This is a genomic window from Zobellia barbeyronii, assembly GCF_018603515.1.
In the GTDB taxonomy this organism is placed as follows: Bacteria; Bacteroidota; Bacteroidia; order Flavobacteriales; family Flavobacteriaceae; genus Zobellia; species Zobellia barbeyronii.
The window spans coordinates 734912-760324 of sequence record NZ_JACATN010000002.1 but is presented as its reverse complement, the minus strand read 5'-3'; the positions used below and the strand labels follow the sequence as shown (position 1 = coordinate 760324).

The 25413-nt window shown below is 36.5% G+C and carries 24 protein-coding genes; 11 read left to right on the top strand and 13 right to left on the bottom strand.

The genetic code is table 11. The annotated features are described in order from the left end of the window. Positions 1-24 precede the first annotated feature (24 nt). Complete coding sequence (gene metE, locus HW347_RS07750) at positions 25-2349, bottom strand: 5-methyltetrahydropteroyltriglutamate--homocysteine S-methyltransferase (RefSeq protein ID WP_214611311.1); 2325 nt, start codon at positions 2347-2349, stop codon at positions 25-27. A gap of 159 nt (positions 2350-2508) precedes the next feature. Between metE and HW347_RS07745 the strand changes: the two genes are divergently transcribed. The 5 genes from HW347_RS07745 (at position 2509) to HW347_RS07725 (ending at position 6042) form a co-directional block, all read left to right on the top strand. Then, on the top strand, positions 2509-2970 hold the full coding sequence (locus HW347_RS07745) for an Lrp/AsnC family transcriptional regulator (protein ID WP_214611310.1): 462 nt from the start codon (positions 2509-2511) through the stop codon (positions 2968-2970). Between the two features lie 129 nt (positions 2971-3099). Beyond that, positions 3100-4443, top strand: a complete 1344-nt coding sequence (locus HW347_RS07740; RefSeq protein WP_214611309.1) for a 2TM domain-containing protein — start codon at positions 3100-3102, stop codon at positions 4441-4443. A 148-nt stretch (positions 4444-4591) separates the two neighbouring features. After that, positions 4592-4885, top strand: a complete 294-nt coding sequence (locus HW347_RS07735) for a 2TM domain-containing protein (protein WP_214611308.1) — start codon at positions 4592-4594, stop codon at positions 4883-4885. A 31-nt stretch (positions 4886-4916) separates the two neighbouring features. Further along, a complete protein-coding gene (locus HW347_RS07730) occupies positions 4917-5255 on the top strand; it encodes a 2TM domain-containing protein (protein WP_214611307.1) in 339 nt (112 codons plus the stop codon). A 31-nt stretch (positions 5256-5286) separates the two neighbouring features. Then, positions 5287-6042, top strand: a complete 756-nt coding sequence (locus HW347_RS07725) for a LytR/AlgR family response regulator transcription factor (protein ID WP_038232219.1) — start codon at positions 5287-5289, stop codon at positions 6040-6042. A 78-nt stretch (positions 6043-6120) separates the two neighbouring features. Here the strand turns inward: HW347_RS07725 and HW347_RS07720 are convergent, their stop codons facing one another. Then, positions 6121-7308 carry an LETM1-related biofilm-associated protein gene (locus HW347_RS07720; protein WP_214611306.1) on the bottom strand — a complete coding sequence of 396 codons (1188 nt, stop codon included), beginning with the start codon at positions 7306-7308 and terminating at the stop codon, positions 6121-6123. Between the two features lie 293 nt (positions 7309-7601). On the opposite strand from HW347_RS07720, the gene HW347_RS07715 reads away from it, so the two are divergent. The 3 genes from HW347_RS07715 (at position 7602) to HW347_RS07705 (ending at position 10475) form a co-directional block, all read left to right on the top strand. Beyond that, positions 7602-8282: a DUF4331 family protein gene (locus HW347_RS07715; RefSeq protein WP_214611305.1), complete on the top strand. Its 681-nt coding sequence runs from the start codon at positions 7602-7604 to the stop codon at positions 8280-8282. Between the two features lie 25 nt (positions 8283-8307). Further along, positions 8308-9099 (top strand): DUF4331 family protein, encoded by a 792-nt coding sequence (locus HW347_RS07710; protein ID WP_225901847.1) that lies wholly within the window; start codon positions 8308-8310, stop codon positions 9097-9099. A gap of 98 nt (positions 9100-9197) precedes the next feature. Further along, on the top strand, positions 9198-10475 hold the full coding sequence (locus HW347_RS07705) for a tetratricopeptide repeat protein (RefSeq protein ID WP_214611304.1): 1278 nt from the start codon (positions 9198-9200) through the stop codon (positions 10473-10475). A gap of 524 nt (positions 10476-10999) precedes the next feature. On the opposite strand, the gene HW347_RS07700 is transcribed toward HW347_RS07705, so the two are convergent. Beyond that, entirely contained in the window at positions 11000-13243 is a 2244-nt protein-coding gene (locus tag HW347_RS07700; protein ID WP_214611303.1) for an efflux RND transporter permease subunit, read from the bottom strand. Positions 13244-13386: 143 nt separating this feature from the next. Between HW347_RS07700 and HW347_RS07695 the strand changes: the two genes are divergently transcribed. Further along, positions 13387-14439: a BamA/TamA family outer membrane protein gene (locus HW347_RS07695; RefSeq protein ID WP_214611302.1), complete on the top strand. Its 1053-nt coding sequence runs from the start codon at positions 13387-13389 to the stop codon at positions 14437-14439. A gap of 9 nt (positions 14440-14448) precedes the next feature. Here the strand turns inward: HW347_RS07695 and HW347_RS07690 are convergent, their stop codons facing one another. After that, positions 14449-15237 carry a DUF547 domain-containing protein gene (locus tag HW347_RS07690; RefSeq protein ID WP_214611301.1) on the bottom strand — a complete coding sequence of 263 codons (789 nt, stop codon included), beginning with the start codon at positions 15235-15237 and terminating at the stop codon, positions 14449-14451. A gap of 165 nt (positions 15238-15402) precedes the next feature. Between HW347_RS07690 and HW347_RS07685 the strand changes: the two genes are divergently transcribed. Both HW347_RS07685 and HW347_RS07680 read left to right on the top strand, forming a co-directional pair. Then, positions 15403-16113: a TIGR04283 family arsenosugar biosynthesis glycosyltransferase gene (locus HW347_RS07685; protein WP_214611300.1), complete on the top strand. Its 711-nt coding sequence runs from the start codon at positions 15403-15405 to the stop codon at positions 16111-16113. Between the two features lie 9 nt (positions 16114-16122). Beyond that, positions 16123-17169, top strand: a complete 1047-nt coding sequence (locus HW347_RS07680; protein WP_214611299.1) for a VOC family protein — start codon at positions 16123-16125, stop codon at positions 17167-17169. 94 nt (positions 17170-17263) lie between these two features. On the opposite strand, the gene HW347_RS07675 is transcribed toward HW347_RS07680, so the two are convergent. The 9 genes from HW347_RS07675 to HW347_RS07635 all read right to left on the bottom strand — a co-directional run bounded on the left by HW347_RS07675 (position 17264) and on the right by HW347_RS07635 (position 25375). Continuing rightward, positions 17264-18067 carry an anti-sigma factor gene (locus HW347_RS07675; protein WP_214611298.1) on the bottom strand — a complete coding sequence of 268 codons (804 nt, stop codon included), beginning with the start codon at positions 18065-18067 and terminating at the stop codon, positions 17264-17266. Then, positions 18058-18606, bottom strand: a complete 549-nt coding sequence (locus HW347_RS07670; protein WP_155595759.1) for an RNA polymerase sigma factor — start codon at positions 18604-18606, stop codon at positions 18058-18060. Before HW347_RS07670 ends, HW347_RS07675 begins: the two co-directional genes overlap by 10 nt. Before the next feature lie 79 nt (positions 18607-18685). Continuing rightward, entirely contained in the window at positions 18686-19294 is a 609-nt protein-coding gene (locus HW347_RS07665; RefSeq protein WP_214611297.1) for a superoxide dismutase family protein, read from the bottom strand. Between the two features lie 201 nt (positions 19295-19495). Then, entirely contained in the window at positions 19496-20134 is a 639-nt protein-coding gene (locus tag HW347_RS07660) for a hypothetical protein (RefSeq protein WP_214611296.1), read from the bottom strand. A gap of 131 nt (positions 20135-20265) precedes the next feature. Further along, positions 20266-21486 (bottom strand): bifunctional alpha/beta hydrolase/OsmC family protein, encoded by a 1221-nt coding sequence (locus tag HW347_RS07655; protein WP_214611295.1) that lies wholly within the window; start codon positions 21484-21486, stop codon positions 20266-20268. A 38-nt stretch (positions 21487-21524) separates the two neighbouring features. Then, positions 21525-22220 (bottom strand): DUF2490 domain-containing protein, encoded by a 696-nt coding sequence (locus tag HW347_RS07650; RefSeq protein WP_214611294.1) that lies wholly within the window; start codon positions 22218-22220, stop codon positions 21525-21527. A gap of 248 nt (positions 22221-22468) precedes the next feature. Beyond that, positions 22469-23488 carry a transporter gene (locus HW347_RS07645; protein ID WP_214611293.1) on the bottom strand — a complete coding sequence of 340 codons (1020 nt, stop codon included), beginning with the start codon at positions 23486-23488 and terminating at the stop codon, positions 22469-22471. Next, a complete protein-coding gene (locus HW347_RS07640) occupies positions 23463-24509 on the bottom strand; it encodes a cytochrome-c peroxidase (RefSeq protein WP_214611292.1) in 1047 nt (348 codons plus the stop codon). Before HW347_RS07640 ends, HW347_RS07645 begins: the two co-directional genes overlap by 26 nt. A gap of 62 nt (positions 24510-24571) precedes the next feature. Continuing rightward, positions 24572-25375 carry an MbnP family protein gene (locus HW347_RS07635; protein ID WP_214611291.1) on the bottom strand — a complete coding sequence of 268 codons (804 nt, stop codon included), beginning with the start codon at positions 25373-25375 and terminating at the stop codon, positions 24572-24574. Between the last annotated feature and the right edge of the window lie 38 nt (positions 25376-25413).

Below are 25413 nucleotides of genomic sequence, written 5' to 3'. Positions count from 1 at the left end.
CATTTTTAAATAATTTAAGGCGTATTATGCCAATACAGCACTGTTTTGTCTACATTCTCTAGCAGCGGCTACCATTTCTATGAGCGCTTCTCTAGTTTCTGGCCAGTGTCTTGTTTTTAATCCACAGTCAGGATTGATCCAAAGTTGCTCTGTTGGAATCTGTTTTGCGGCTTTTTCCATTAAAGCGACCATCTCAGCTCTTTCTGGAACTCTCGGTGAGTGAATATCGTAAACACCAGGTCCAATCTCGTTTGGATATTTAAACGTTGCGAAAACGTCTAAAAGCTCCATTTGTGATCTTGAACATTCAATGGTGATGACATCGGCATCCATATCAGCTATATTCGAAATAATATCATTGAACTCGGAATAACACATGTGTGTGTGGATTTGCGTTTCATCCTGAACACCACTAGCGGAGATTCTAAAAGCTTTAATGGCCCAATTTAAATACGCATTCCAATCTTCTTTACGTAACGGAAGACCCTCACGGATAGCGGGCTCATCTATCTGTATAACCTTTAAGCCGGCTTTTTCTAGGTCTACTACTTCATCCCTAATAGCTAATGCAATTTGAGTACACGTTTCAGAACGCGGTTGATCGTTACGTACAAAAGACCACTGTAGAATAGTAACCGGTCCCGTTAACATCCCCTTTACCGGTTTTTTAGTCAATGATTGTGCAAAAGCAGACCATTTAACCGTCATAGGAGCTTCTCTAGATACATCACCATAAATGATTGGTGGCTTAACACATCTGCTACCATAACTCTGCACCCATCCAAAGCTGGTAAAAGCAAATCCGCTTAGTTGCTCTCCAAAGTATTCTACCATGTCATTTCGTTCAAACTCCCCATGAACAAGGACATCAAGACCTGTGCGTTCTTGGAATTCTATGGTCTCTTTGGTTTCTTTTTCTAAAAGAACGTTGTATTCGTCTGCAGATAGATTTCCTTTTTTGAAATTGGCTCTCCAGCTACGTACTTCTTTTGTTTGAGGAAACGAACCAATAGTTGTAGTTGGGAAAAGAGGAAGGTCTAAAGCTTCTTTCTGAAGTTTCTGGCGCGTTGGGAATTTGCTTTCTCTTTGGTCGTCTTTGGCCGTAAGGGCATTTACACGTTGTTTTACTTTCTGATTGTGTATAAGAGTCGCTGTTTTTTTGTTGGCTTGAGCTTCACTATTTTTTCTAAGCTTTTCTAAACTATCAGAAAGATTCTCTTTATTGGCTAATTGCTTAAGCGTGGTTACTTCGTCTAATTTTTGTTTAGCAAAGGCTAACCATTGTTTGATTTCTCCGTTTAGATTTTCTTCGTTAGATTCTAAATCTAGGTCGCAAGGCGAGTGTAATAATGAGCATGAAGGTGAGATAAGAATACGCTCTGTACCTACATGGTCAATTGCTTTTTGAATCAACTTTAAGGATTTCTCAAAGTCGTTTTTCCAAATATTACGACCATCAACTACTCCTAGAGATAAATGAGTATAACTATTTAGTTTATTTGATTCTAAGATATCATCTAGTTGTAAAGGACAACGCACTAAATCTAGATGTAAAGTGTGTACAGGTAAGGATAGTGCGGTATCAATATTTTCACCAAAACAATCAAAATAATTAGCAACGGTTATTTTTATATTCGGGAATTTGGTAGCGAAATATGCATAGGTTTGTTGGATGGCACGCTGCTCTTTTTCGGAAAGATTAAGGGCTAAATAAGGCTCATCAAATTGAACATGTTCCGCATCAACATCTACTAATTGTTGTAGAATTTCTTCATATGCAGGGAGTAACCGCTCCAATAGATCTATTCTGTGGAAACCATCCTCTTTCTCTTTTCCTAATAGAAGAAAAGAAACAGGGCCAATCAGTACTGATTTTGTTTTAATACCTAATTCTAGAGCTTCTTTGTACTCATTTATAATTTTATCCGTAGAGACATTAAATATTTGATTCTTAGTAAATTCCGGTACAATGTAGTGGTAGTTGGTGTCAAACCACTTGGTCATTTCCATAGCGGTAATGTCTGCTCCGTCTTGTTGAATACCTCTTGCCATGGCAAAATAAAGGTCGTGGCTAGAGAAAGAAGGGTTGCTTGCTAAGGCTGCATAACGCTCAGGAATACACCCCAAAGTTGTAGAAAGGTCCAATACTTGATCGTAAAGGGAGAAGTCGTTACTTGGAATCAAGTCTATGCCTTGTTCTTGTTGTAACAACCAGTTTTCTTTCCGAATTGTTTTTGCCGTAGCCAGTAGTGATTCAAGGTCTGTTTTGCCGGACCAATACTGTTCTAGGGATCTTTTTAATTCTCTTTTACTTCCAATTCTGGGATATCCTAGGTTAGTAGTTTTCATGCTGTATTTTTTGAATTAATATCTAGGCAAAGCTATTACAAAGGTTATTTTATCCATAATAATGAGCTTAATTAAGATTATTTAACTGTAAATGGGTATTTTTAAAGTGTAAACGAAAAGTGAATGTCCTGTGATGGGCATTTTAAAGACGATTTATCTATGGAAAATTTAGATTTAACCGATTTGGAGTTACTAAAGCAGCTTCAATTAAACTCGAATATTACTACAAAAGAACTAGCGGCTACCGTAAATCTATCTCCAACACCAGTTTATGAACGGGTTCGAAAATTGGAGAAAGAGGGTTATATTACAGGCTATTCGGCTCTATTGGATGCTGAAAAAATGGGTCTTGAGTTGATAGTTTTTTGTGACATCACCTTAAAACAGCATACAAAAGTTATTGGTAATCAGTTTGTTATGGATATTCGCGCTGTAAAAGAGGTAACGGAGTGTTATAATATTTCAGGGGATTATGATTTTAGATTAAAAGTTCTTGTGCGAGATATGAAGCATTATCAGGACTTTGTAATCAATACCTTGGGAGCTGTGAATAATATAGGTAGTGCCCATAGCACTTTTGTAATTGGTACAATAAAACAAGGGTGTGGTGTTCCGTTTTAGTAGCGGAAGATTGCAGTTTGGAGCGGTTTATCTACAGTTGGGTAGTATTCATTTTAAAAGTGTGGGCCAATAAGGCATCTTTGCGCTTATAAGAAATAGGAGTTAGTACTTTTTTGAAAACAGTAAAAAATGGGAGGTAATAGGGTTTTGAAGGAGCTTTTTTGGGGTTTCATTATTGGTAATGGAATTTTCTTTGCATTCCTCACCTATAATTATTTTACCGATGATTATCGGTTTGATAATATGTTTCAGGATATTTGGAGGGAATACTTTGTTAATATTGTGTTTTCCATTGTCTTGTACATGGTAAACATGTCTTGGCTTTATTTTCTTTTGAAAAAATTTGAAAGAAACATATATACGGCCAAGCGTATGAGTCTTGCAGTTTTAGGTAATGTGGTTATAACATGTTTGGGTGTTTTTGTGGCTACTTCTATTCTTCTGGTAGCGCTTTATAACGTGCCTGTTCAGGACACCTTAAGTTATCATACGGTAGAGAATTATGTGCGTACTATTATTATCTCCTTGGGAGTTTCCATAATTTTTTACGCCATTTTTTATTATAGGTTTAGGCAAGAAAATAAAGTTAAAGAACAGAAAATAATAGCCAATACGGCATCGGCGAAATTTGATGCGTTAAAGAATCAACTAGACCCCCATTTTCTATTCAACAGCTTAAATGTATTGTCTAGTCTTATTGAAGAAGACCCATATCAAGCACAAAAGTTTACGTCTTCCTTATCAAAGGTTTATAGGTATGTACTTGAACAAAAGAGTAAAGACTTGGTTCTTGTAAATGAGGAGCTACAATTCGCTAGAACATATGTTCGGCTTTTGAAAATGCGGTTTGAAGATAGTATTGTTTTTGACATCCTAGAAGAGAGTGAGGACCCAGATGCAAAGATTGTTCCCTTGTCGCTTCAATTGCTTATTGAGAATGCTGTTAAGCATAATGTGATTACTCCTAGCAAGCCTTTGCATTTAAAGGTTTTTGAGCAAAATGGTGAGCTGGTGGTGGTGAATAATCTTCAGGAGAAACAAGTGGTTAAAAAAAGCAGTGGTGTTGGTTTGTATAATATACGTGAGCGCTATGCAATCCTGACGGATAGAAAGGTGGTGATTGATAAAACAGCTACTGAGTTCAGTGTCCGGTTGCCTATACTTTTAAAGGAAATTTCAGCTATGGAAATACAACATGAGTATATTGAAGATAAGCGCTATAAGAAGGCGAAAGAGCGTGTAGAGGCAATTAAGGGGTTTTATGGAAATCTATTGGCGTACTGTATTGTTATACCATTCTTGGCTTTATTAAACTATAAGACAACGAGTTTTCCATGGGTGATATTTCCTATTTTGGGTTGGGGCTTTGGTGTGGCTATGCATGCCATGGAGGCTTTTGGAACTAATCCACTTTGGGGTAAACGATGGGAAGAGAAAAAGATGCAAGAGTATATGGAGGACGATAACTTTTAAACTAGCATTTAGCGTCTTTTTAAAGAGTTAAACTAAAAGTTTACAGTTCAGTCGTAAAAAATTACAGTTCAGAAAGTAACATTTTAAAATCGACACCCTTTTAACGTAATTTGAACTTGTAATAAATAACTAGAAAAACATTTAAATCATGGAAAGAGAAAGTAAATATATTAGGGCGAAAGAACGAGTTGAGGCAGAGAAAAAATTCTATAATGGCTTAATTTCATATGTAGTGGTCATAAGTTTCTTGGCAGCCATAAATTACTACACCAATGGTTTTGCATATGCTTGGTTTTTGTGGGCTGCCTTTGGTTGGGGTATAGGTGTTGTTATTGGAGCTGTGAAAACATTTGGTGGTAATCCGTTTTTTGGACGAGACTGGGAAGAGCGAAAAATAAAGGAATTCATGCAGGAAGATGAGCAAAGAACAAAGTGGCAATAACAATTGGGTTTGAGTATAAAAAAATATAAAAATGGAAGCAACATCATCAGGTAGAAGAAGTAAGCAGATTAGGGCAAAGAAAAGAATAGAACAGTTAAAGGCTTTTTATATTCATTTGGCTGTATTTATTATAGTGAACATAATTGTTATAGCTGGTGCTGTGTCGGGTAATATGAATAACGGTCAAAGTTTTGGCGAGGCATTTTTTAACTTCAATACCTTTTCGACGTTTATTTTCTGGGGTATAGGTGTCCTTTTTCATGGCTTTAAAGTGTTTTCGTACAACCCCTTCTTTAGTAAGGCTTGGGAGGAACGTCAAATTCAAAAGTATATGGATGCAGATAGAGATGAAATGAAGAAGTATTCATAATCTATTTTTTTTAAATCAACCAAAACCAAATATGAAGACTATAGTTATAGAAGACGAGAAGCCGTCAGCAAGACGATTGTCGCGTTTGTTATTAGATTTAGATGTAGAAGTGTCGCAAATGCTACATTCGGTAGAGGAGTCCATTAACTGGTTTCAAAACAACCCACATCCTGATTTAATTTTCCTGGATATTCAACTTTCAGACGGACTTTCGTTTGAGATTTTTGACGCTGTAGAGGTGAAAAGCGCTATTATTTTCACCACTGCCTATGATGAATATGCTTTGCAGGCGTTTAAGCTGAATAGTATTGATTACTTGTTAAAACCCATTGATGATGAGGAATTGGAGGTGGCTGTTAAAAAATATAAGTCGTTCAAGCCTGAGGTAAAGAATATGACACTCAATTTTGATGACATCAAAAACCTCTTGGTAAACCCATTAGAACGCGAATACAAAAAGAGATTTACGGCAAGGGTAGGGCAACATCTTAAAATCATAAATGCAGACGAAGTAGAGTCTTTTTATAGTGAAAACAAAGGGACGTATGCGGCTACTTCAGATGGTAGAAATTACCTTTTGGATACCACTCTTGAGAACCTTGAGACTGAGTTGGAACCCAAAACTTTCTTCCGGGTGAGTCGAAAATTTTATATCAATATTAATCATATAAAAGACATCGTTTCATATACGAATTCCAGGCTACAAATTAAGTTAAATCACTTTCAGGAGCAGGAAATCATCGTTAGTAGAGATCGTGTTAAGGACTTCAAGTTGTGGTTGGAGTAAAATAGTTTAACAAGCTGATTTAAAATTCATTAATATTACCTATAGATTTTTCTTATAGTGGCTTTTTTAACAAAAAAACTACTTTTCTATACGATTTTCATCAAAAGAAGAAGGTAATAGTTTTGGAATTAATTTTATAAAAATAGGTAGAAGTACTGCACCTCCTGGAAGTAAAAATATAGCCAAAGATGGTATGCTTTTGAAGATATCTATAAGCTGCTTTTGAACCTTTTTCTTCTCTTCTGGAGTAAGGTCTTTTATGGTAGATTTTGAAATAAGAAAAACCAACTCTTTACTTTCCGCTAGTTCTTTTTGTAGTCGTTTGCTATTTCTTAAAATTAGCTTATTTACCATTTTAGACATGTTGTCATAAAACTGAATAGCTAGATTGGTATCCTTCAAAAAAGGTACCGTTTTTGAGTTTTTTAGAAAGAACAGTTTTATCTTATCCAGAGAACTGGTAATGATGTCTTCTTTTAATCCCAAGTCTTTTCCGAGCCCAAAAATGAATTCAGATTCTTGGTACTCCAAAGATTTATCTTCCCATACCGCCAGGCAGGCAATATCTAAAAAATATCGGTTTTCTATTTCGGAACGTTTTTCTAGTAACTGTTGACGATAAGAGCCATCAAAATCCTGTGCATCACTTTCTATAAACGTTAGAGAGGATGCAAACAATAACGCTAGACGTTCATCGCTTTTGTTTGTCTCTTTTGAACTTAAGGCATGGTAGGTGATATTTATGGTCAAGTACTCCATGAGCTTAGCCTGTTCCCGGATATCTCTAGGGTCGCCCAAATAACATTTGAATAGCAGTACATCAATAAATAGCAGAGAGTTGGTAATTACGCTGCTAAAAGTCTTATTGATAAGGCTATCACCTAACGACACCCTAGCTTCTATGAGTTTTTCTAATCGTGCGGGTGTGGTTGAACCGGTAAGCATTTTGCTTAGAAATGAAAAATGACCAACCTTCAGTACTTTATAAAATTCAAATGTCTTTTCTAAAAAAGGCTCAAACTCACTTTCATTGGTTTCTAACCTGTAGATACCATATAGTGCATGAAGTAGATTAATTTTAGCCTTCTCATCTTCAGAGAGTTTGTACTCCGGAACTATAAACTCCGGAATCTCCATGTTTATGCCATAGACAAATCCCGTATTTCTTAAATCGCAGTAGTGCGAATCGAAATCCGTATAAAGGTCCTGCTCTTTTTCTACAAGCGAACCGAATTTATTGATCCAACCTGAGGCTGAAGGGTTCATAGGGTAATGGTTATTGAAGCGCCAAATTACGCTAAAATGAGCAAACGAAAACTGCATACACAGTAGAATCCTATTTAAGAGCTCATTTTTAAAAAGGTTAGAATTTATAGTGTTCATTATTGTCACTTATTTAATAATGAGTGCTTTAATTTTTGTTTAAGACTATACAAGTGTGTACGTGAAGCTAGAGAAGGCTTCTTTTTGATTTTAACATTGTTTTAACGTTTAAAACCAAACCCCCCAACTAAAGCCCCGTAAGTAGGGGTGAATTAATAATCATTAAAAACTTTAAAATGAAAAAGACAAAACTTTTATTCGGCATGGGAATCCTGGCCGTAGTTGGTGCGGTTTTAGTAGCAGCGGATCATATTGATGCGCCAGGTACTACAGGAAATACAGCTGACATTGCTGATTTCTACGGATTTGAATCGCCTTCTAATCCAGATAACACCGTGTTTATAGTAGACCTGCAAACAAATGTACTTGAGGATTTAGCTTACGGGACGTTTGACGAGAATGTATTAACTGAGATTAATATTGACACCAATAACGATTTAATTGAAGATTTGGTTATTCAGGCTATTCCTAGAAAAGATACTATGTATTTCTTTGGCCCAGCTATTCCTAGTACAACAGGTAAGAGTAGTGAGGTAATGATCGGTTCGCCACTAGGGCAAGTTGCAATATCTACAGAAAGTGCTTTAACTACAACAACGGAATCTGGTATTTCTCTTTTTGCCGGACCAAGACAAGATGCTTTCTTTTTTGACTTTGGACAGTTCAATAAGGTTATTGGTGGTGCTGCACCGGAAGGATTCTTACCTGCAGGTGAAGCTGTAGATACTTTTGACGGAGCCAATACTATGGCCTTAGTATTAGAAATTCCAAATAGCATTTTGGGAGAAACTACTGGTACGAACGTTCTAGGCTTAAAAGTGTACAAGACTTGGGTAACTACCAATAGAAAACAATAATAACTAATCTTAAAATTAAAAAATAATGAAAATACATACTATAAAATACATGTTCTTATCGCTTTGCGCAGCTACTATGTTTGTTGCCTGTGATGATGATGACGCTTTAGAAATGGTAGAAACCAGTTGTACAGATGGTATTATGAACGGTACAGAAACGGGAGTTGATTGCGGTGGTACTTCTTGCGCACCATGCGAAGAAGGTGGTGGAGAAATGATGGTTACACCTCCAGATTTCTCAGGTACGTATGCCCAGGTAGATTTTATGGGAAGACCAGGTATCAATACAGTATTGAGTATTCCTGACTTCAAGGATCCTTACAACCAAGCGGTGCCGTCTACTATAGCAGAATTTTATCAAAAAGATTTTGAAAATAGATTGGAAGGTTTGCATGATGTGTATGCAGAGTTATTAGGCCTTGATCCAGAAGATGTTAATTATCAGCCTAATATTTTAGGAGATATTCTTAATGGTCCAGATAAGGATGGTTTCACGGATAATATTGTTAGTGCAGAGGTCTTAACTACAGTTTTAGCGAACGATGTTTTAGAAGTAGCTCCGGATTTACCAACTACTTATTTTAACGGAGGTAGCGGTGCACCTAATTTTGAAGGCGCTATTGGTTTTACGGGAAGAACACCACAAGACGATGTTATTGATGTTTCTTTAATCCTTCTTTTTGGAGGAGGCGATGGAGCACGTTTCAATGGTCAAGAAGTAGAAGGTGTAGGGACTTTTCCAAGATTGGTTTCGGATGGTGTTGCCATTACTGCAAATCCAACAGATACATTCCCGTATTTGGGGTCTCCTGAATAAGACGTAAGTCTATGAAAAAGAAGGGGTGGGGAGGATGGTATTTACATCCTCCCCTTTTTATCAAATCAAATTCAATATCAAACCATAAAAATCCAAGTATGAAATATCTTTCCATGTGCATTGTGTTGCTTTTTCTTTCCTCATGCAAAACAGAGACTGAAAACCTCTTGACCAATAAGGATGATTATAATAAGTACTTGGCATCAAGTCCTTCAAAGACTACTTCAAAATATTTTGAACTTTGGAATAACAAGATATTACCAGATAGTTCTCAGCTAATGAGTTTTGGTATCGTAGGAGGGGAGTATAACCGCTATTTTCAGAATACGGGTGATATTCAATATTTAAAAAAGGCAGAGCAAGTTTTAGAGAAGGCGGTAAATATCGCTGCTATTGGGCAGGCTAGTTATTATAGGGCTTTGGCAAGAAATTATATTTCACAACACCGTTTTAGGGAAGCTGCGCAACTTGCGGATTCTGCACGTACAATAAAGAGTGGTGTTGATCAAACCATGGGGCTTATGTTTGATGTGAATATGGAATTGGGCAATTATGATGTAGCGCAGAAATATTTGGATAGTTTAAAGAATATGAATGATTTTGCATATTTAATTCGATTATCTAAATGGAATGACCACAAAGGTGATTTGGATACTACCATCAGGTTTATGGAAAAGGCAAAGGAAAAAGCTGAAGATGCAAAAGATAAAGGGCTAAGATTGTGGGCTTACACGAATCTTGCTGATTATTACGGACATGCAGGGAGAATTGAAGATTCTTATCAGCATTATTTAAAAGCATTAGCGCTGGACCCTGGTAATGCCTATGCAAAGAAAGGAATAGCTTGGATAGTTTTCTCTCACGAAAAGAAAGCAGATGAGGCAATGCGTATTCTTGATTCCGTAACTAAGAACTATAAAGCACCGGATTATTATTTGCTTAAGGCTGAAATTGCAGATTTTATGGGTGATGATTTAAAAAGTCTCTCCAATTTTGACACCTATTTTAAAATGGTTAGAAATCCTGCTTATGGAGATATGTATAACGCTTATAACGTTTCTTTGTATTTAGATAGAACGGACCAGTTTGATAAGGCGTTAAAATTATCTAGAAAAGAAGTGGGAAATAGACCTACTCCAGAATCATATAGCTTATTGGCCTATAGTCACTTCAAAAAAGGTGATAAAGAGAAGGCTCTAGAAATTGTTCAGAAGCATATTGAAGGAAAAACTTTTGAGCCAGCTGTGCTAGTCTATGCTGCTGAAATTTATAAAGCAACAGGACATGTTGAGAAGGCTCAAGCTATTAAAACAGAGTTGTTTGAGGCGGTTTATGAGTTAGGGCCTTCTTCTACGAAGAGTATTTCTAAGTTATAGATATAAAGATGAGGTTTAAGTTTCTATACATAATAGCCTGATAATGATTTAGGTCTTGGGTAGGAGTGGTTTTCAAAAGGATCTAAATCTGAAACTAGAGCCCCTCTTGACGAAAAAAGCAAATTATTTGTGTTTTTTTTAACTTTAGTGTAGGAAATTACGAAAGTAATTACTATGTTTATCTTCCAAATTAAGTATGTGCTATTCTATGGTATTCTAATAATATCTTGAATAAGAGTAATTTAACCGAAATAGTCCCCAAAACCAGTATCATTATGGAGTACCTCCTTTTCTTCGCTTGGCTTTCATTTATGTCTATTGTATTGTACAGAATTATAGTAGCTCGTAAAGAACTCAGGAAATTCCTCAAGGCCGAAAAATAATAAATTTCATTTTTTATTTAAGAATTATAACAGTGAGTTGCTAATACGCTTACTGCTATTAAATTCGTCTTGTATTGTATTGAAGGTTTTGTCTACACATTAAATTCTTGTAGATATAAACTTATGTTCAATCTTACACTTCTATTTTAACCACGAGCGGATTAAGACAGGCAATAAGAGCAGGTCTAATACCAAAGCTGTTAAAAGGGTTACACTTACCAATAGACCAATGGTTACGCTTGGTGCGTGGGTAGATAAGAGCAGAATTAAAAAGCCAAAGAAGAGCGTCATAGTTGTTATTATCAGTGCTCTACCGGTCTCCGCAAAAGTAATTTCAAGGGCAGCCTCTTTATTCAATCCTTTATCCCTACACAGTTTATATCTTCCCAAAAAGTGAATGGTATCATCTACCGCAATACCAAATACAATAGCAAAAACAACGGAAATAGTAGATTCTAGTGGAATATTTAAATAGCCCAACAGAGCTCCGGCAAATAGAAGTGGAACTAAGTTTGGAAGTAAAGAAATCAAGAGTAGTTTTAAGTTCTTAAAAAGTAGCGCCATAATAAGTGCAACCATTAATAATCCGGCTAAAAGCCCTGTTATTAAACTTTCCTGAATATAATAGGCGTTTTTGTCTAAAAGAACACCGCTTCCCGTTAATTTGAATTTTACCTGAGAGGAGTCTGTTTGTGTGGAGGTAAAATTATCAAACCTTTTGTAAAGTTGGTTCAAGGTATCTGTACCAACATCCAATACCCTAGCTCTTATGCGAGATTTTGTTTCGTTTTTATTTACGAATTTCCCATACTGTTTGCGAGCCATTTTTTTAATATCATCTTGGTAAAGCTCAAAAGTCTTATTGTCTTTTGGTAGCGTAAAATAATCCGTTTTATTTAAGTTGTGAGCTTTGTTCAGGGCTTTGTACAATGTAGAAACGGATTGGATATTTCTTATAGGCGACTCCGTTCTTAATTGATTTTCAGCAAGTTCTATTTGTTTAATCACTTCAAAATCAGATATTTTACTGGTGCCTTGGGTCATTACAGCAACTTCCAACGGTCTGAAACCTGAGTAGCTATCTTGAAAGAATTTAAAATCGGTTGCAATTGGGCTGTTGGTTGGTAAGCTCTCTTTTATTTGGTAGTTGGTGTCAATTAATGTGGTTCCGTAAGCACAGGCAAAAGTGAATATTAAACTAATATATAGAATGGGTTTGTGTCTTTTCTTTGTGTAATTATTTATACCGGACAGTAGCTTAGGCCATTTTGTTGATACTTCTTTTTTTGGTAATAATTGCTCTTTCTTTGGAAGCAGTATGAGCGCACTGGTCAAGAAAATTACCGTAATAAATGCTGTTAAAACCCCTAAAGCTGCATTCATACCAAAATCACTTATACTACTGGATTTTGAGGTTAAAAGAGAGGCAAATCCTATTGCGGTAGTTACCGAGGTCAATAATGTTGAGGTTCCAACCTCTTTTAATGTAGACAAAAGGGCGTTCTCTTTGGTTAGCCCAGTCTTAAGTTTACTCAAATAATCATCTACAATATGGATTACGTCAGAAGTACCCACAATGAGCATTAAAATAGGGTAGAAGGCGGCCATTGCGTTCAGTTCCTTTCCTAATACGGACAGTAGTCCTAAAAAGAGTAAAAGTGCTATCGTTATAGAAAATAGAGCAATTAGAACAATTAGTATTCTGCGGTAAATTAATAACAGCACAATAAATATGAGCAGAATAGAAGCAATGCTACTTACTATAACTTCGTGCTTCTGCATCGCCACTATAGCTTCATAGAAATAGGAGCGTCCTAATAAGTGGTGGTTTTTTAAATTGTGTTTTTCTAGTAGCGCCCTAACCTTGGTCAATAGAATAATGCTTTGCGCGTAATCTAATTTGTTTTCTGTCTCTAGGGCAAGGACCAAGGACGTAGCTTTTTCATCTATTAATGCATTTACGTATAGATTGTCTTCTCTTATTTTATTAAGGTCAGACGTGTACTTAGTGGAATCTTTAAGGTGTATAATAGGAAGCTTGGTGTAACCAAACGAGGTTTTTAATGGGTAGAAAAGCGTTGTAAGCGATTGTGATTCGGTTACAAATGGAAGCTCCCGTGCTTCTTTGGAAAGCGCATCAAACCGTTGCAAAAAATCTTGATTAAAAACAGTGGAATCATTCTCTACGGCAATGAGCAGAAAGTTATCATCTGTACCAAATTCTTCAATAAACTGGTTGTAAAACACAAGATCAGGGTCTCCTTCTGGAAAAAACTGACTAAAATCAAAAGAGAACTTCAAATTCCCCAAGGACATTACCGCCAATACACTTAGTACACCAAAAATTATCAGTACGGTTTTCTTTAAAGCAAATATTTTATGCATATGGAATATCGGTTCTTCAAATACGGTGCTAAATTACCCCATCATAAACGATTATCAATTACTTTTTAAAAACTTAAGGTATCCTTAAAAAAAGAATGACCAACTCAAAGAGAATTATACCATTATTTCTACTATGCTTTTGCATGAGTTCCATTATGGCTCAAGAGCAAAAGCAAACTAGTCAAGACTCCATTGTAAAGGATTTAAAAATTTCTGCTTTTCCTGTAGCTTTCTACACACCCGAAACAGCTTTTGGCTTTGGAGGTATCGGTATTGCTAACTTTTGGCTGAAGAATGAAAAAAGAGAGACAAGGCCTTCCTCATTACAATTAGGAGTTAGTTATACCACAAAAAGTCAAATTTTAGTTTACATGCCTTTTGAGTTTTATAAGGATGATGAAAAATGGCGCTTGTTGGGAGAGCTTGGTTTTTATAAGTATTTCTATAACTTTTTTGGTGTAGGAATAGATAGCAAAGAGGAAGATGAAGAAGTATATGAAGTAACTTTTCCTAGAGCACGTTTGGCTTTAATGCGCGAAGTGTGGCCCAACCTTTACTTAGGGCTGGGGTATGAGTTTGACAATTTTAGTAGTTTAAAAATTGAAGAAGGTGGAATTTTAGAAGCTTCGGATGTACCAGGAAAGCAGGATGGAACTGTATCTAATATAGGGTTACAAGCATTCTATGACACCAGAGATAATATCTTTTTTCCAACTAAAGGATTTTATATTCAAGCTAATGTATTTACCTCTAGCAAAATTCTAGGGTCTAGCTTTGAGTATTCAAAATTTGAATTGGATAACCGCTTTTATCAAAAAGTAGGGAAAAAGCAGGTAATTGCTGCCAATTTGTTTTTAGGTAGCAGTAGTAAGAGTACGCCGTTTTATGATTTGTTTTACTTGGGTTCTGATAGAACTAGAGGTATTAATAATAGAAGATTTCAAGATAATTCTGAGTTAAGTATGGCGCTAGAATATAGATTTCCTATTGCAGGTAGATTTGGAGGAGCTGTTTTTGGTTCTTCAGGTACGGTTGCTCCGGCTTTTAAAAGTCTATCATCTTCCGCTTATAAAAACTCAGCAGGAGTAGGACTAAGATATATCATTAATAAAAGAGATGGCGTTCGTATACGTGCAGATTATGGCATGTCTAGCGAAGGCGGTAATTTCTATTTTACCATAAAAGAGGCGTTTTAAGGAAGGAGTCTAAAGGTCTATCCAGTTATCTAAGTCCAAAGTCCAATCGTAACTTTTATAGTTCAGGTCAATGTTCTTTGTAGTTGGGATGATATCAAATTCCTTTAAAATATCTTTTACTCCGCTTTTACATCCAAAATCACCTCTAAACCAGCTAAATAATGATGTAACGGATACTTCTCCGGTTTCCTTGTTATAAGTAGATGTCTTGCTCAAATAAGCGGCTGTACCTTTATTCAGTTGCTCATTTAAAGTGTCTGCGTTATATATGGCCACTGGAGGACAATCTTTTGCTCCACAGTTTAAGGCAAAATGTACACGATATTCTCTATTATCTACTCTTAGTTTTCTTTCAAATTTATTTGGGAACCATTTTCTGATCATACCAAGACCAAGTTTCCATTGCGACTTTCTAATAATACCGTGTTCAATTTTTTCAAAAGAAATAAGTCTGCCGGCAATAGGTAGCTGTTCAGAGCTGAAAAATGTGCCTCGGTCATCATATTTTTCAGGGTTTTCAGATAAAACCACTTGAATATATGCGTTGTAAACATTAATCCAAAAGGCAAGTTTCTTTTCATCTGTATCTAGACCCACTTCTAGTTCTTCTAGTGTTGTACTGTATAACTGCGCCCTTAGTTCATTGGTGTCTTGATTGTTGCGTACCCGTGTTAAAAAATTCTCCGAAAGGGAATTAAGGTCCAAAACTTCACTAGTAGCCATTTGCCCATATGAAGGAAAAATCGATAATACTAGTAGGAATAAAATAACAGGATATTTATATTTGATTGCGCTCATGGATTATGCTTTAGAGTTGTAATATTGCTATATACGTAATAGTACATGCCGAGGTTTTGTCGATTTTTTTTTGAAACCTTTCTTTTAAAGTTACGTAGATGTGTTTGACAAGGGTAACTTTATTAAAGTTTTAATTTATCCCTTGAAGAATTTCTAAAAGACACTATGATATCTATTATTATTCCTGCGCACAATGAAAGACAAAATCTTTCTCAACTACTGCCAATGCTTAATTCTGAAGCTAGTAGCGTAGTTTTTGAAGTACTTGTTATGTTGTCTTGTGGTAGTACAGATGGTTCTGAAAATTTAGAGGTGGCACCTAATGTTAAATTCGTTAAATGCCAAGGAAAAGGAAGGTCTGTACAAATGAATACGGGGGCATCTATGGCTTTGGGTAACGTGTTGGTCTTTTTGCATGCAGATGTGAGACCACCTGTTTCTTTTCTAAATGATATAGAAAAGACTTTAAATGAGGATTACGAGGCTGGTTTTTTCTCGTATCGATTTGATAAGGAAAGTTTTTGGTTGGATATAAATGCTTCCTTTACAGCTAAGGATGGTATTTTCACAGGAGGAGGAGACCAGTGTCTTTTCATTAAAAAGAAAACTTTTGAGAATCTTGGAAAATTTGATGAAAACCAAGCGCTAATGGAGGATTTTGAGTTTTTCAAACGAATGAAAAGAAACAAAATACCTTATAAAATTATAAATAACGATTTGATTGTTTCCGCAAGGAAGTATGAAAGTAACTCATACCTGCGCGTGAACCTTTCTAATTTCTTACTTGTAGTTTTATTTAAAATGGGGATTTCTTCGGAAACACTGAAATCCATACATAACAAACTTCTCAAAATGCCTTATCAGCAGAACACCTAATTTTTTAGCATGCATAAAATCATAAACGGAATTCAACAGATAGGTATTGGCGTTACAGACGTAAAAGCTGTTTTTAATTGGTACCGAGCCCATTTGGGTTTTGATATTATGGTTTTTAATGATTTGGCCACTGCTAATCTAATGACGCAATATACTGCGGGTAACGCAGAACAACGGCAGGCAATTTTAGCCTTGAATATGGCAGGTGGCGGTGGACTTGAAATTTGGCAGTTTAAAAACCGAAAACCACAACCACCAATACATCCCGTTCAATTTGGTGATTTGGGAATTAACGCGATTAAAATCCGTTCTGCTAATATAAATGAAATCCATAAAGCACTATGTGATTCCAATATAACCGAGCTTTCGGAGATACATCAGGGAAGTCATTTCTATTTTAAGGACCCGTGGGGAAACCAAGTACAATTGGTTGATGAACAGTACAAGTTTGTCAAAAATGAGGGAGACTCCGGAGGCATATTAGGTGTTATAATTGGTGTTTCTGATATGGATGCTTCACTCTATTTTTATAATAAATTATTGGGGTATGATACTGCTGTAAGTGATTCTTCTGGTGTTTTTGAGGAGTTATCAAATGGACATGGTAATAATTTTAGGAGAGTTTTGCTAACAAGAAGTAATAGACACTCAGGTGGTTTTGGACAGCTCTATGGTCCGTCTCAAATAGAATTGATACAAGCACTAGACAGAGTTCCGAATACGATATTTAAAGATAGACTTTGGGGAGATTTGGGTTTTATACACCTTTGTTTTGATGTCTCTGGTTTAAATTTTCTAAGGGATGAGGCAAAAGAAGCAGGTCATTCTTTTACGGTAGACAGCGCCAATAGTTTTGATATGGGTGACGCTGCAGGAAGGTTTGCTTATATGGAAGATCCAGACGGAACATTAATTGAATTAGTAGAAACCCACCGCGTTCCTGTTTTTAAGAAGTTGGGTGTATTTATAAATTTAAAAACACGGAATCCGCAAAAACCCTTGCCAAAGTGGATGGTTAAATTAATGGCGGTTCATAAGGTGAAAAAAGATATATAAGTCGTTTTTGGTCTTTTAGACTAACCAAGGGATACAAATAAAAAGAGCTTTACATCTTAATGTAAAGCTCTTTTAAGTTTAAGTGATAATTCTGTTAGGAAGAAGCAACTGCTCCTAAGGTATATAGTTGTTCTAGATTTGGTGATTCACTACCACCCGCAGGCTCAAGTGTAATACCAAAAGCTTCCGTTTCATTTGGATTATCCAGTGTAAAAATTTTGTTTTCATCTTCAATGAAATCTTTCAAAAGACCCATACTTGTTGGTGTTAAAGGGTCTAGCTTAAGAGACCATACTTGGTATACCATACCATCTGGTGGTTCCGGTAATCCTTGGGCATCTATATAAACCTTGTCTTCCTTTTTGTTCCAATATACTTTTGCATATGAAGTAGGGGATACCTCTTGGCCGCCTAACGGAGTTAAGGTTATGTCTTTATCTCTTAAGTTGTCCAACAATTCGTTGCTGCTTGCCAATGACCCGCGGGCTTCAAAAATTTGTTGTTCCAAGATTTGCTTCTGTTGTTCAACAACATTAATGTTTGACTTAAGTTGTGTGTTTTCATTATAGAACCACGCAACACCAACACCCAATAAAATAGCTGCGGCCCAACCTGTATATGTACTCCAATTAGATTTCTCTTTAGGAAACTGAACAACCTTAGCATCTTTTCTTTCTCCAATACGAACTTTAACGTCGTCAAATCCTTTTCTTTTGGCCATTTTGGGAGCAACCGATTTGGTCAACTCCAAAATAGATGCTTCTATAGCCAAAATCTCTTCTCGTATTTCAGGGTACTCGCGAGCATACTGAAATACTTCCACATTTTGTTCTTCCGTGAGCGTTCCCGCTACGTAGAGTTCCAAAATTCCCGATGCTATGTATTTGTCTACTTCCATTCTAACGTAACATTTTTCCGTAGTTGAGAAATACAGCTTCTATTTCTTGTTTTTACGGTACCTAGTGGAATATCTAGTTCCTGAGATGCTTCTGTCTGGGTGTATCCCTTAAAGTAAAGCATTTCAATAATTTCAAGACATTTTTCCTTTAGGTTGAGTACTAATTTTTTCAGTGCGGAAGTATCTATTTCTTCTTTGCTTTCTTCGGTACTATCCGGCCTGTTTAGAATACCTACGAAGTAATCTGCAGACAGGTTCTTTTTTTGGTCTTTAAAGGATTTTGATCGCACTTTATCGATTGCCGCATTACGGGCAATATTTAGAATCCACGTAAAAAATCGCCCTTTAGAAGGGTTATAGCTGTCTGAATTATTCCAGATTTTAGCAAAGACATCTTGAGAAATTTCTTCGGCCAAGCCTTTGTCCTTCACGATAGTATGAACAACGCCGCAGATATTTTCCCAATACATGTCGTAGAGCTTCTCAAAAGCTAGGATGTCCTTTTTTTGGAAGCGAACAACCAATGTATCTAAATCCATATTTTCTTTAGTGATTCTGTTAAAGATAGAAAAAACCGCTCCAGAAAGCGGTTTTTAAAGTTAAAGTGTAAATGTTATATTATTTGGTAATACCGGCACAGCCTATTCTTGAACCAGCGTCTCCACTTGGTTGAGAAGTAAAATCATCTTGACCTTTATGTACGATTACTGATCTACCTATAATGTTCTTATTTTCATCATCACAATCCATACACCATTCGTCCGTAGAAAATTCAACCGTAGCATTACCATCTGCATCAGCTGTGAAGTTTCCTATGTCACCTTTATGGTATCCTTCTTCTGCTCCCCATTTCCCATGAGGCTCGTCCGTTGGGTTCCAATGTCCACCTGCAGATTTACCGTCGTCAGATGAGCAATCGGCATTTTCGTGTAAGTGAATAGCATGTGAACCTTCTTCCAGACCAGTAAAAACTGCTTTCATATCAACTTCACCATCTGTTTGGGTAAAAGTAATCTCGCCGTTCATGTCACTATCGCTTTTGGAAGTCATCATTACGGTAAGGGTCTCGCCCATAACATCGTCTTTCATTTCATTAACGTTTGATTCAATTTGGTCCACGCTGTTGTTCAGGCCATCTGTTGTTTCGGCTGCGTTCTTTTTGGTTTCTTTACAGTTTACCATAGCCATTGCGAATATCGCTAGTGCTCCTATTTTTATATTTTTCATAATACTGATGTTTTAAGATTTAGGTGAAATGTAATAAGAAATTTAGGCTCTTTCAACCCGTATTAGCGTATGCGGCATGATTCTCTTTCATTGCGTCAAAAAAGAGAGGGTACAAAAAAAATCCACCTATCAAATTAGATTGATAAGTGGATTTTTTAATTGGAATTTATTGATGAGACTTAACGTCTTCTCTCTAAAATTCTAGTTTTTTTGAAGTAATACTTCTGCGTGAACAGCAACATCGCTCCATGTTTTGCTAACACCATCTTTACCAGTGTGTAACGCTTCACAAGCTTTGTTTATTGAAGCAACAGCATCAAGAGCATCCCAGTTTTCAAGTTCCATAACACCATCAAAAGTAAGTGCGTTATCAGAAACAGCTTTGTGAGAAAGTGCTATGTTTTCAGTTTTACCGTTTAAGGTTACATCAATAGAACATGTATTATCTGCTTCAACCTTAAATACTCCTGAAATAAGTTCTGTGTTGTCCATTACACCAAAGAAGAATTCCAAAATTTTTGGGTCTCTTGTTCCAGTAGCATCGTTTGTAAATAAACTGCTTACAGGAATACTAAATTCAGTTCCGTTTAAAGCTTCAAGAGCAGTATCGCCTTCGCCAGCTTTAGTAATGTTTATTTTTTTGAACTGACCACCAACCGGTAACTTATCAGTTGTTTTATAGGCAGTAAAGCTAACTTTTGTAGAGTCTTGTACCAAGCTATACGTTTCCGTTGCAGCTTGTGCTTCTGTACTCTGTTCTGCGTTTTCTTTTTTGGCATCTTTACAACTAAAAGCACCAACTAACAGTAGCCCAAGGGCTATAAGTTTAATTTTTTTCATGTTCCCTGTGAATTTTTAGGTTTCGCCTCAAAGTTAAACATTCTTATAGCCATATCAACTTGACTATAAGATGATTTTAACACATAAAAACCTCCACGATTGTAGTTCTTTAAAGTAAAATTGGGAATCGCTTATGCTATTAAGGTGGTTATGACCTGCGTTTCATTATGTAAGGTCTTGTGAACCGGACATTTATCAGCAATTTGAAGAATGCGTTTTTTCTGTTTCTCGTCTAAATCTGCAGTTAGTTTTATCTCTCTTTTAAAAGTGTCAATTTTAGCAGAATCCAGGTCACATTCTTTACAATCTATTGCGTGGCTTCTGTTATAGCTAGTGTGCACTTCTATATTATCTATTTTCCATCCTTTACGTTTTGCGTACATCTGTACGGTCATAGCAGTACAGGCAGATAAACCGGCAGATACTAATTCGTATGGTGATGGCCCAAAATCATTACCGCCCACATCAATAGGTTCGTCTGCGGTCATAAAATGGTTACCAACTTTCATTTGGGTAGAAAAACCATCATCATGGTCTAAACTAGCTACTACTTGGTGTTTTGTTTTAGGCTCTTCTTGTTTTTCGGTATCCAGCGTTAAATAACGTTTGGCCCACCCGGAGATAAGCTCGCCGGCATAAAAAGAGTCTCTTTTATTAGATAGCAGGTGATCCGCGCCATCTAAAGAAACAAAGCTTTTAGGGTGATGTGCTGCACGGTAAATTTCTTCTGCATTCTTAACTTCAACGGTTGCATCTTGTGGAGAATGCAGTATTAAGATAGGTTTACGCAGTTTACCCAGTATTTGGGCAAGAGGCTGATGTTGTAAATCATCTAAAAATTGTTTTTTGATAGTAAAATCTCTTCCGCTAAGATTCACGACTGCTTTTCCGGTTTCTTCAATTTCTGGAATACCACTTTTTAAAAGATGTTTTATATGAACCGGATTTGATGGAGCACCTATAGTTGCCAGAGCTTTTATAGAATTGATTCTTCCCGCAGCAAAAATCACGGCTGTACCACCAAGCGAATGCCCAACCAATAGGGTAGGGGCTTTATAGTTCTTCTCTAAATAATCTGCAGCGGCAACAAGGTCATCAACATTACCTGAAAAATTAGTATCGGCAAAGTCACCTTCACTTTCGCCTAAACCTGTAAAATCAAAACGTAAAACTCCAAATCCATTTGCAGTTAGAGCTTTACTGATATTACGCACTGCAGTCAGGTTTTTTGTGCACGTAAAGCAATGGGCAAAAATGGCAAAGTTATGCGGGTGTCTATTGGCAGGCAGTTCTAATCTACCTACTAAATCTTGTCCGTCCTTGTTTTTAAAGTTTACTTTTTGAAGGTTCATGGGTACCGGTTTTAATTAGATAGTTATGAGAGTTACTGTTAACTGCCGCTATCATTCTTTTTAAATATACCTCTTAGGTCGGGATTATAGGTGACACCTATCTGTAAACGATCAAAATTTGCTGAAGGAAAATGATTTTTTAGATAACCGGCCTGTACACTTAGATTGTTGGTTACGTTCACACCAAGGGCGGCATATAAACGGTTCTGTCCAAAAACATCGTCTTGTAGGTTTAAGAAAATCTCATCATAGAAATTCAAGAAAAAGATATCCGTTAACGGCAGCGTTACTTGCAGCCTGTATCTGGCACGATGTTGTGTGTCCGTGGTCTCCCCAAAATCTAGAAAACGTTGTTCTAATCTGTAACGGTGTTCAAAAAGAAACTCACCTACTTTATTTTTTAGAATAAGCTGTTCAAAAATGCGGTGCTCTCTTGAATTGGTCTCATCGGGAAATTCTTCAAAAGTACCATCTGTAGTAATATAACCGTAACCCATTGTGACTATGGCATCAGAGTTAATGTGGTAATTGAGGCCGGTACGTAATAAAAGCTGATTAAAATTATCTGCTTGTTCATAATAACGTAGCTGACCTTCCGTGTGAATACTGAATTTTTCTGACACTTTATTAGTGCCAAAATACATATGCCATGTACCCAGACTATTTTCGCCAGTTTCTTGGGCATTGGTTAAAATTGAGCATAGAAAAATTAAACCTAGTAGAACTTTCTTCATTAAAATTTAGGGATTTCGTTTTCTAAGAAAACAAGTTGAATTAGCATTGGTAAAGCCCTAAATATACCAAAAACTTTAAATCATACTTCTTAAAAAGCTGTTAAGAGCAAAGAAGTATACTGTGCCTTATAGTCAGTTTTAGTAATTAGTTGCTTTTATCAATGTTGATAATAAAGAGTAGAAATAAAAAGGCCCTGCTCCCAATGACTATCAAACATTGAAAACAGGACCTGAAGTGAAAAAGTAAGCTATAAATTGATATTCAAATAGACCGAAAGCCTATTACGAAGTTCTACTTTGTCACTATTTAAATTTTGACTAATGGGTAGCATTCCAGTTAGGCCTAACGCGTATCTATTGTAGCTAGCCTCCACACTTAATTTACCTAAGAAAATATCACCTTTGGTATCAGCAATATTAAAACCTAGTTCTTGATTGGTGCCGTATATTTCTTCGGCTACACCTATAATTGGTGTAATGGCAAAGTCTGAAACGTAATACGTTTTAAAGGCATTAATACCCAAATTCAATTGGTTTCCGAATTGATAGTTTTTTGGATTCTTAGTTTTGATGGTATAATTGGCCATAGCGCTCACACCCCAATTTCTATAGGTAAAGCCATAGTTCATAGCTAAAATATAATCCCAACTACCATTACCCAATTGAAAACTGGGGTTTACGCTTCCTTCATTGTTGTCTTTATCATATTTTCCGGTAGGCATCTTAATACCACCACCTAATTGTAGATAATGTTCCGGCTTAATGGTTACCACGCTATCTGGTCTAGCTTTAAGTAGGTTGTAATATCCTAGTATGCTAATATCGCCTATACCATTTATGTTTTGTTCTGTATTATCCGGCAATATTCTGTTGTGAAATTGATAGGGAACAATAACATTTAGAACAGCCCTTTTAGTAACAGGAATATTGGCCCAAGCCTGTACGGTATTGAAATTTTCGGTTATCCAGGGCGAGTCGGCAAAAATTCCGTCTCTAGAACGGTACTCTTGACCTATGTATCGCAAGCCTATAAAATTATTGTTCAATCCTGTGCCGTAGCCCATACTGCCGCCACTACTACCACAACCACAGGTATCGCAAAAATCAAAATACTCACCTTCATAATGAAGATGGTTTGCACATTCGGTTGGGGTTGGGTCAATTGCTTTTGGGTTATCGTTTCCGTAAGAAATCGTAGTGTAGAGACTTATACCTATAAAGGCTATAAACCTGTGCAAGGTTCTAATATTCTGCAAATCGTTCGTCATTTATATAAGTTTCATCTGTTAATGTGCCCAAAAAGGCCAGTAACGTAGTTTTTTCATTTTCAGTTAAAGCGATACCCAATTCACCATCTTGATTTAAAATAGGGTCTAGGGTAGGAGAGTCCGTAACTGAATTACTATAAAAATCAAGTACCGCCTCTAAAGAGCCAAACCTACCATCATGCATATAAGGAGCGGTAAGTTCTACATTTCTTAAGCTGGGTACTTTAAACTTGTGGCGGTCAGCAGCATCGCCGCTTACTTCTTCACGGCCTATGTCATTAAGAGAAGGGTTTGGAGCTAGACCATTGTTTCTAAAAGCATCATCAGTAAAAAGGTCCGATGTATGGCAAGAGGCACATTTGTTGGTAAAAACAGCAAAGCCTTCTTTTTCTTCATCGGTAAAAGTCCCACCATCTTCTTGGCGCATATATTTATCATATTTAGAATCTGCAGAAACCATCATTACCATAAATTGAGCAAGTGCTTTAAAAAAGTTTTCGTTATTCACTTCTCCATCTTCAAAGGCGGAAGCAAATAGTTTTTGGTATTCTTCATCACTTTTTAGCTTAGAAAGAACATTACTTACCGTTTCACCCATTTCTACCTCATTGGTAATAGGAATTATAGGGAATAAGTCCAAATGATTCGTTGCTCCATCCCAAGCAAATTCTTTCATAAAAGCTGTATTCTGTATCGCAGGTGTATTTCTAACGCCTTCAAGGTCATCTATACCATGACTAAACTGGTGACCATGGTGGGTGAATGCCGTTTTTTGTTCGTGGCAAAAACCACATGAAATAAAACCGTTACTAGACAGGCGACCATCGTAAAAGAGTTTTTTACCAAGTTCAAAACCTATTGTAGTAGGCGGATTTGATTCTAAATCATAAATAGCCTCCGGAAAATTAGAGGGTACGGAAAATTCCAAAGGTTCATTTATGGCTGTGTATTCATCATCAGAAGAATTACAAGACCATAATACCAATGTTATGAGTATAGCAAGAATATTAGTTTTTTGCATTTTCACTTTATTATTATAACCGACCCCAAAAAGGCCGGTTATAAATTTTTATGCATCGTAGACTAGTGTCCGTCGCCATTATGAATGTGGTCAACTACAAACATCTCAGAAGTATTTACCGCTATCTGTGGAGATTTTTCAGCATCTACCATAATTACTTGCTTCTCTGTTAGCTCAATACTATTGGTAGCACCTACTAATATTTTAGAAGCATCAATTTTTAGGTGAATATTAGAATCTACACCATCACCAACAACAACATTATTTGGTAGCTCTAATGTTACTTCTTTGTAATTATCAAGGCTAGAACCGTGGCTTCCCATGTGTATTTTAAACTCTGTAGCTTCGGTAATGGTTTCAGAGGTAAATGTACCTTCAAAGTTTAAGAATTTGTAACCCGCTTGCCATGACCACATCATATTATTGTCTTCGGCAAGAGTTAAGAAATCACCTTGGCCTTCAGCACCTTGTAGGTATTTTTCTTGGTCTATACCTACACCAAATTTTAGGGTAGTGTATTCTCCTGCAGGAATATTTGCAAGTGCTATTTGATCATCTTCTGTTTCTTGACTGATGATAAAATAGCTATCATCTTTTGCATAGGTGAATTCTTCACCCGCCGCGTTAACTAATCTAAAGTTGCTTACGATATAATTAAAACGGTTAACTGTAATAGCTTCTCCGTTGGCATTGGCCGCATTTGCAGTTCCCAATACTAAATCGTTACCGTTAAAACCGTTGTCATATTTAATAGAGATTTCACCACTTCCCGTTAGGGAGTCATCATCGCTTGCATTGTCATCACTTGAGCAGGAGGTCATAAAAAGTGCGAATACGGCAGAAAGGGCTAATAAAGAATTTTTCATCAGTGAATATTTTATAGAATGGATAAACTGAATGCCTA

Coding starts and splice junctions, on each gene's coding strand:
- metE (WP_214611311.1), bottom strand. CDS start 2,349: ATGAAAACTACTAACCTAGGATATCCCAGAATTGGAAGTAAAAGAGAA.
- HW347_RS07745 (WP_214611310.1), top strand. CDS start 2,509: ATGGAAAATTTAGATTTAACCGATTTGGAGTTACTAAAGCAGCTTCAA.
- HW347_RS07740 (WP_214611309.1), top strand. CDS start 3,100: ATGGGAGGTAATAGGGTTTTGAAGGAGCTTTTTTGGGGTTTCATTATT.
- HW347_RS07735 (WP_214611308.1), top strand. CDS start 4,592: ATGGAAAGAGAAAGTAAATATATTAGGGCGAAAGAACGAGTTGAGGCA.
- HW347_RS07730 (WP_214611307.1), top strand. CDS start 4,917: ATGGAAGCAACATCATCAGGTAGAAGAAGTAAGCAGATTAGGGCAAAG.
- HW347_RS07725 (WP_038232219.1), top strand. CDS start 5,287: ATGAAGACTATAGTTATAGAAGACGAGAAGCCGTCAGCAAGACGATTG.
- HW347_RS07720 (WP_214611306.1), bottom strand. CDS start 7,308: ATGAACCCTTCAGCCTCAGGTTGGATCAATAAATTCGGTTCGCTTGTA.
- HW347_RS07715 (WP_214611305.1), top strand. CDS start 7,602: ATGAAAAAGACAAAACTTTTATTCGGCATGGGAATCCTGGCCGTAGTT.
- HW347_RS07710 (WP_225901847.1), top strand. CDS start 8,308: ATGAAAATACATACTATAAAATACATGTTCTTATCGCTTTGCGCAGCT.
- HW347_RS07705 (WP_214611304.1), top strand. CDS start 9,198: ATGAAATATCTTTCCATGTGCATTGTGTTGCTTTTTCTTTCCTCATGC.
- HW347_RS07700 (WP_214611303.1), bottom strand. CDS start 13,243: ATGCATAAAATATTTGCTTTAAAGAAAACCGTACTGATAATTTTTGGT.
- HW347_RS07695 (WP_214611302.1), top strand. CDS start 13,387: ATGAGTTCCATTATGGCTCAAGAGCAAAAGCAAACTAGTCAAGACTCC.
- HW347_RS07690 (WP_214611301.1), bottom strand. CDS start 15,237: ATGAGCGCAATCAAATATAAATATCCTGTTATTTTATTCCTACTAGTA.
- HW347_RS07685 (WP_214611300.1), top strand. CDS start 15,403: ATGATATCTATTATTATTCCTGCGCACAATGAAAGACAAAATCTTTCT.
- HW347_RS07680 (WP_214611299.1), top strand. CDS start 16,123: ATGCATAAAATCATAAACGGAATTCAACAGATAGGTATTGGCGTTACA.
- HW347_RS07675 (WP_214611298.1), bottom strand. CDS start 18,067: ATGGAAGTAGACAAATACATAGCATCGGGAATTTTGGAACTCTACGTA.
- HW347_RS07670 (WP_155595759.1), bottom strand. CDS start 18,606: ATGGATTTAGATACATTGGTTGTTCGCTTCCAAAAAAAGGACATCCTA.
- HW347_RS07665 (WP_214611297.1), bottom strand. CDS start 19,294: ATGAAAAATATAAAAATAGGAGCACTAGCGATATTCGCAATGGCTATG.
- HW347_RS07660 (WP_214611296.1), bottom strand. CDS start 20,134: ATGAAAAAAATTAAACTTATAGCCCTTGGGCTACTGTTAGTTGGTGCT.
- HW347_RS07655 (WP_214611295.1), bottom strand. CDS start 21,486: ATGAACCTTCAAAAAGTAAACTTTAAAAACAAGGACGGACAAGATTTA.
- HW347_RS07650 (WP_214611294.1), bottom strand. CDS start 22,220: ATGAAGAAAGTTCTACTAGGTTTAATTTTTCTATGCTCAATTTTAACC.
- HW347_RS07645 (WP_214611293.1), bottom strand. CDS start 23,488: ATGACGAACGATTTGCAGAATATTAGAACCTTGCACAGGTTTATAGCC.
- HW347_RS07640 (WP_214611292.1), bottom strand. CDS start 24,509: ATGCAAAAAACTAATATTCTTGCTATACTCATAACATTGGTATTATGG.
- HW347_RS07635 (WP_214611291.1), bottom strand. CDS start 25,375: ATGAAAAATTCTTTATTAGCCCTTTCTGCCGTATTCGCACTTTTTATG.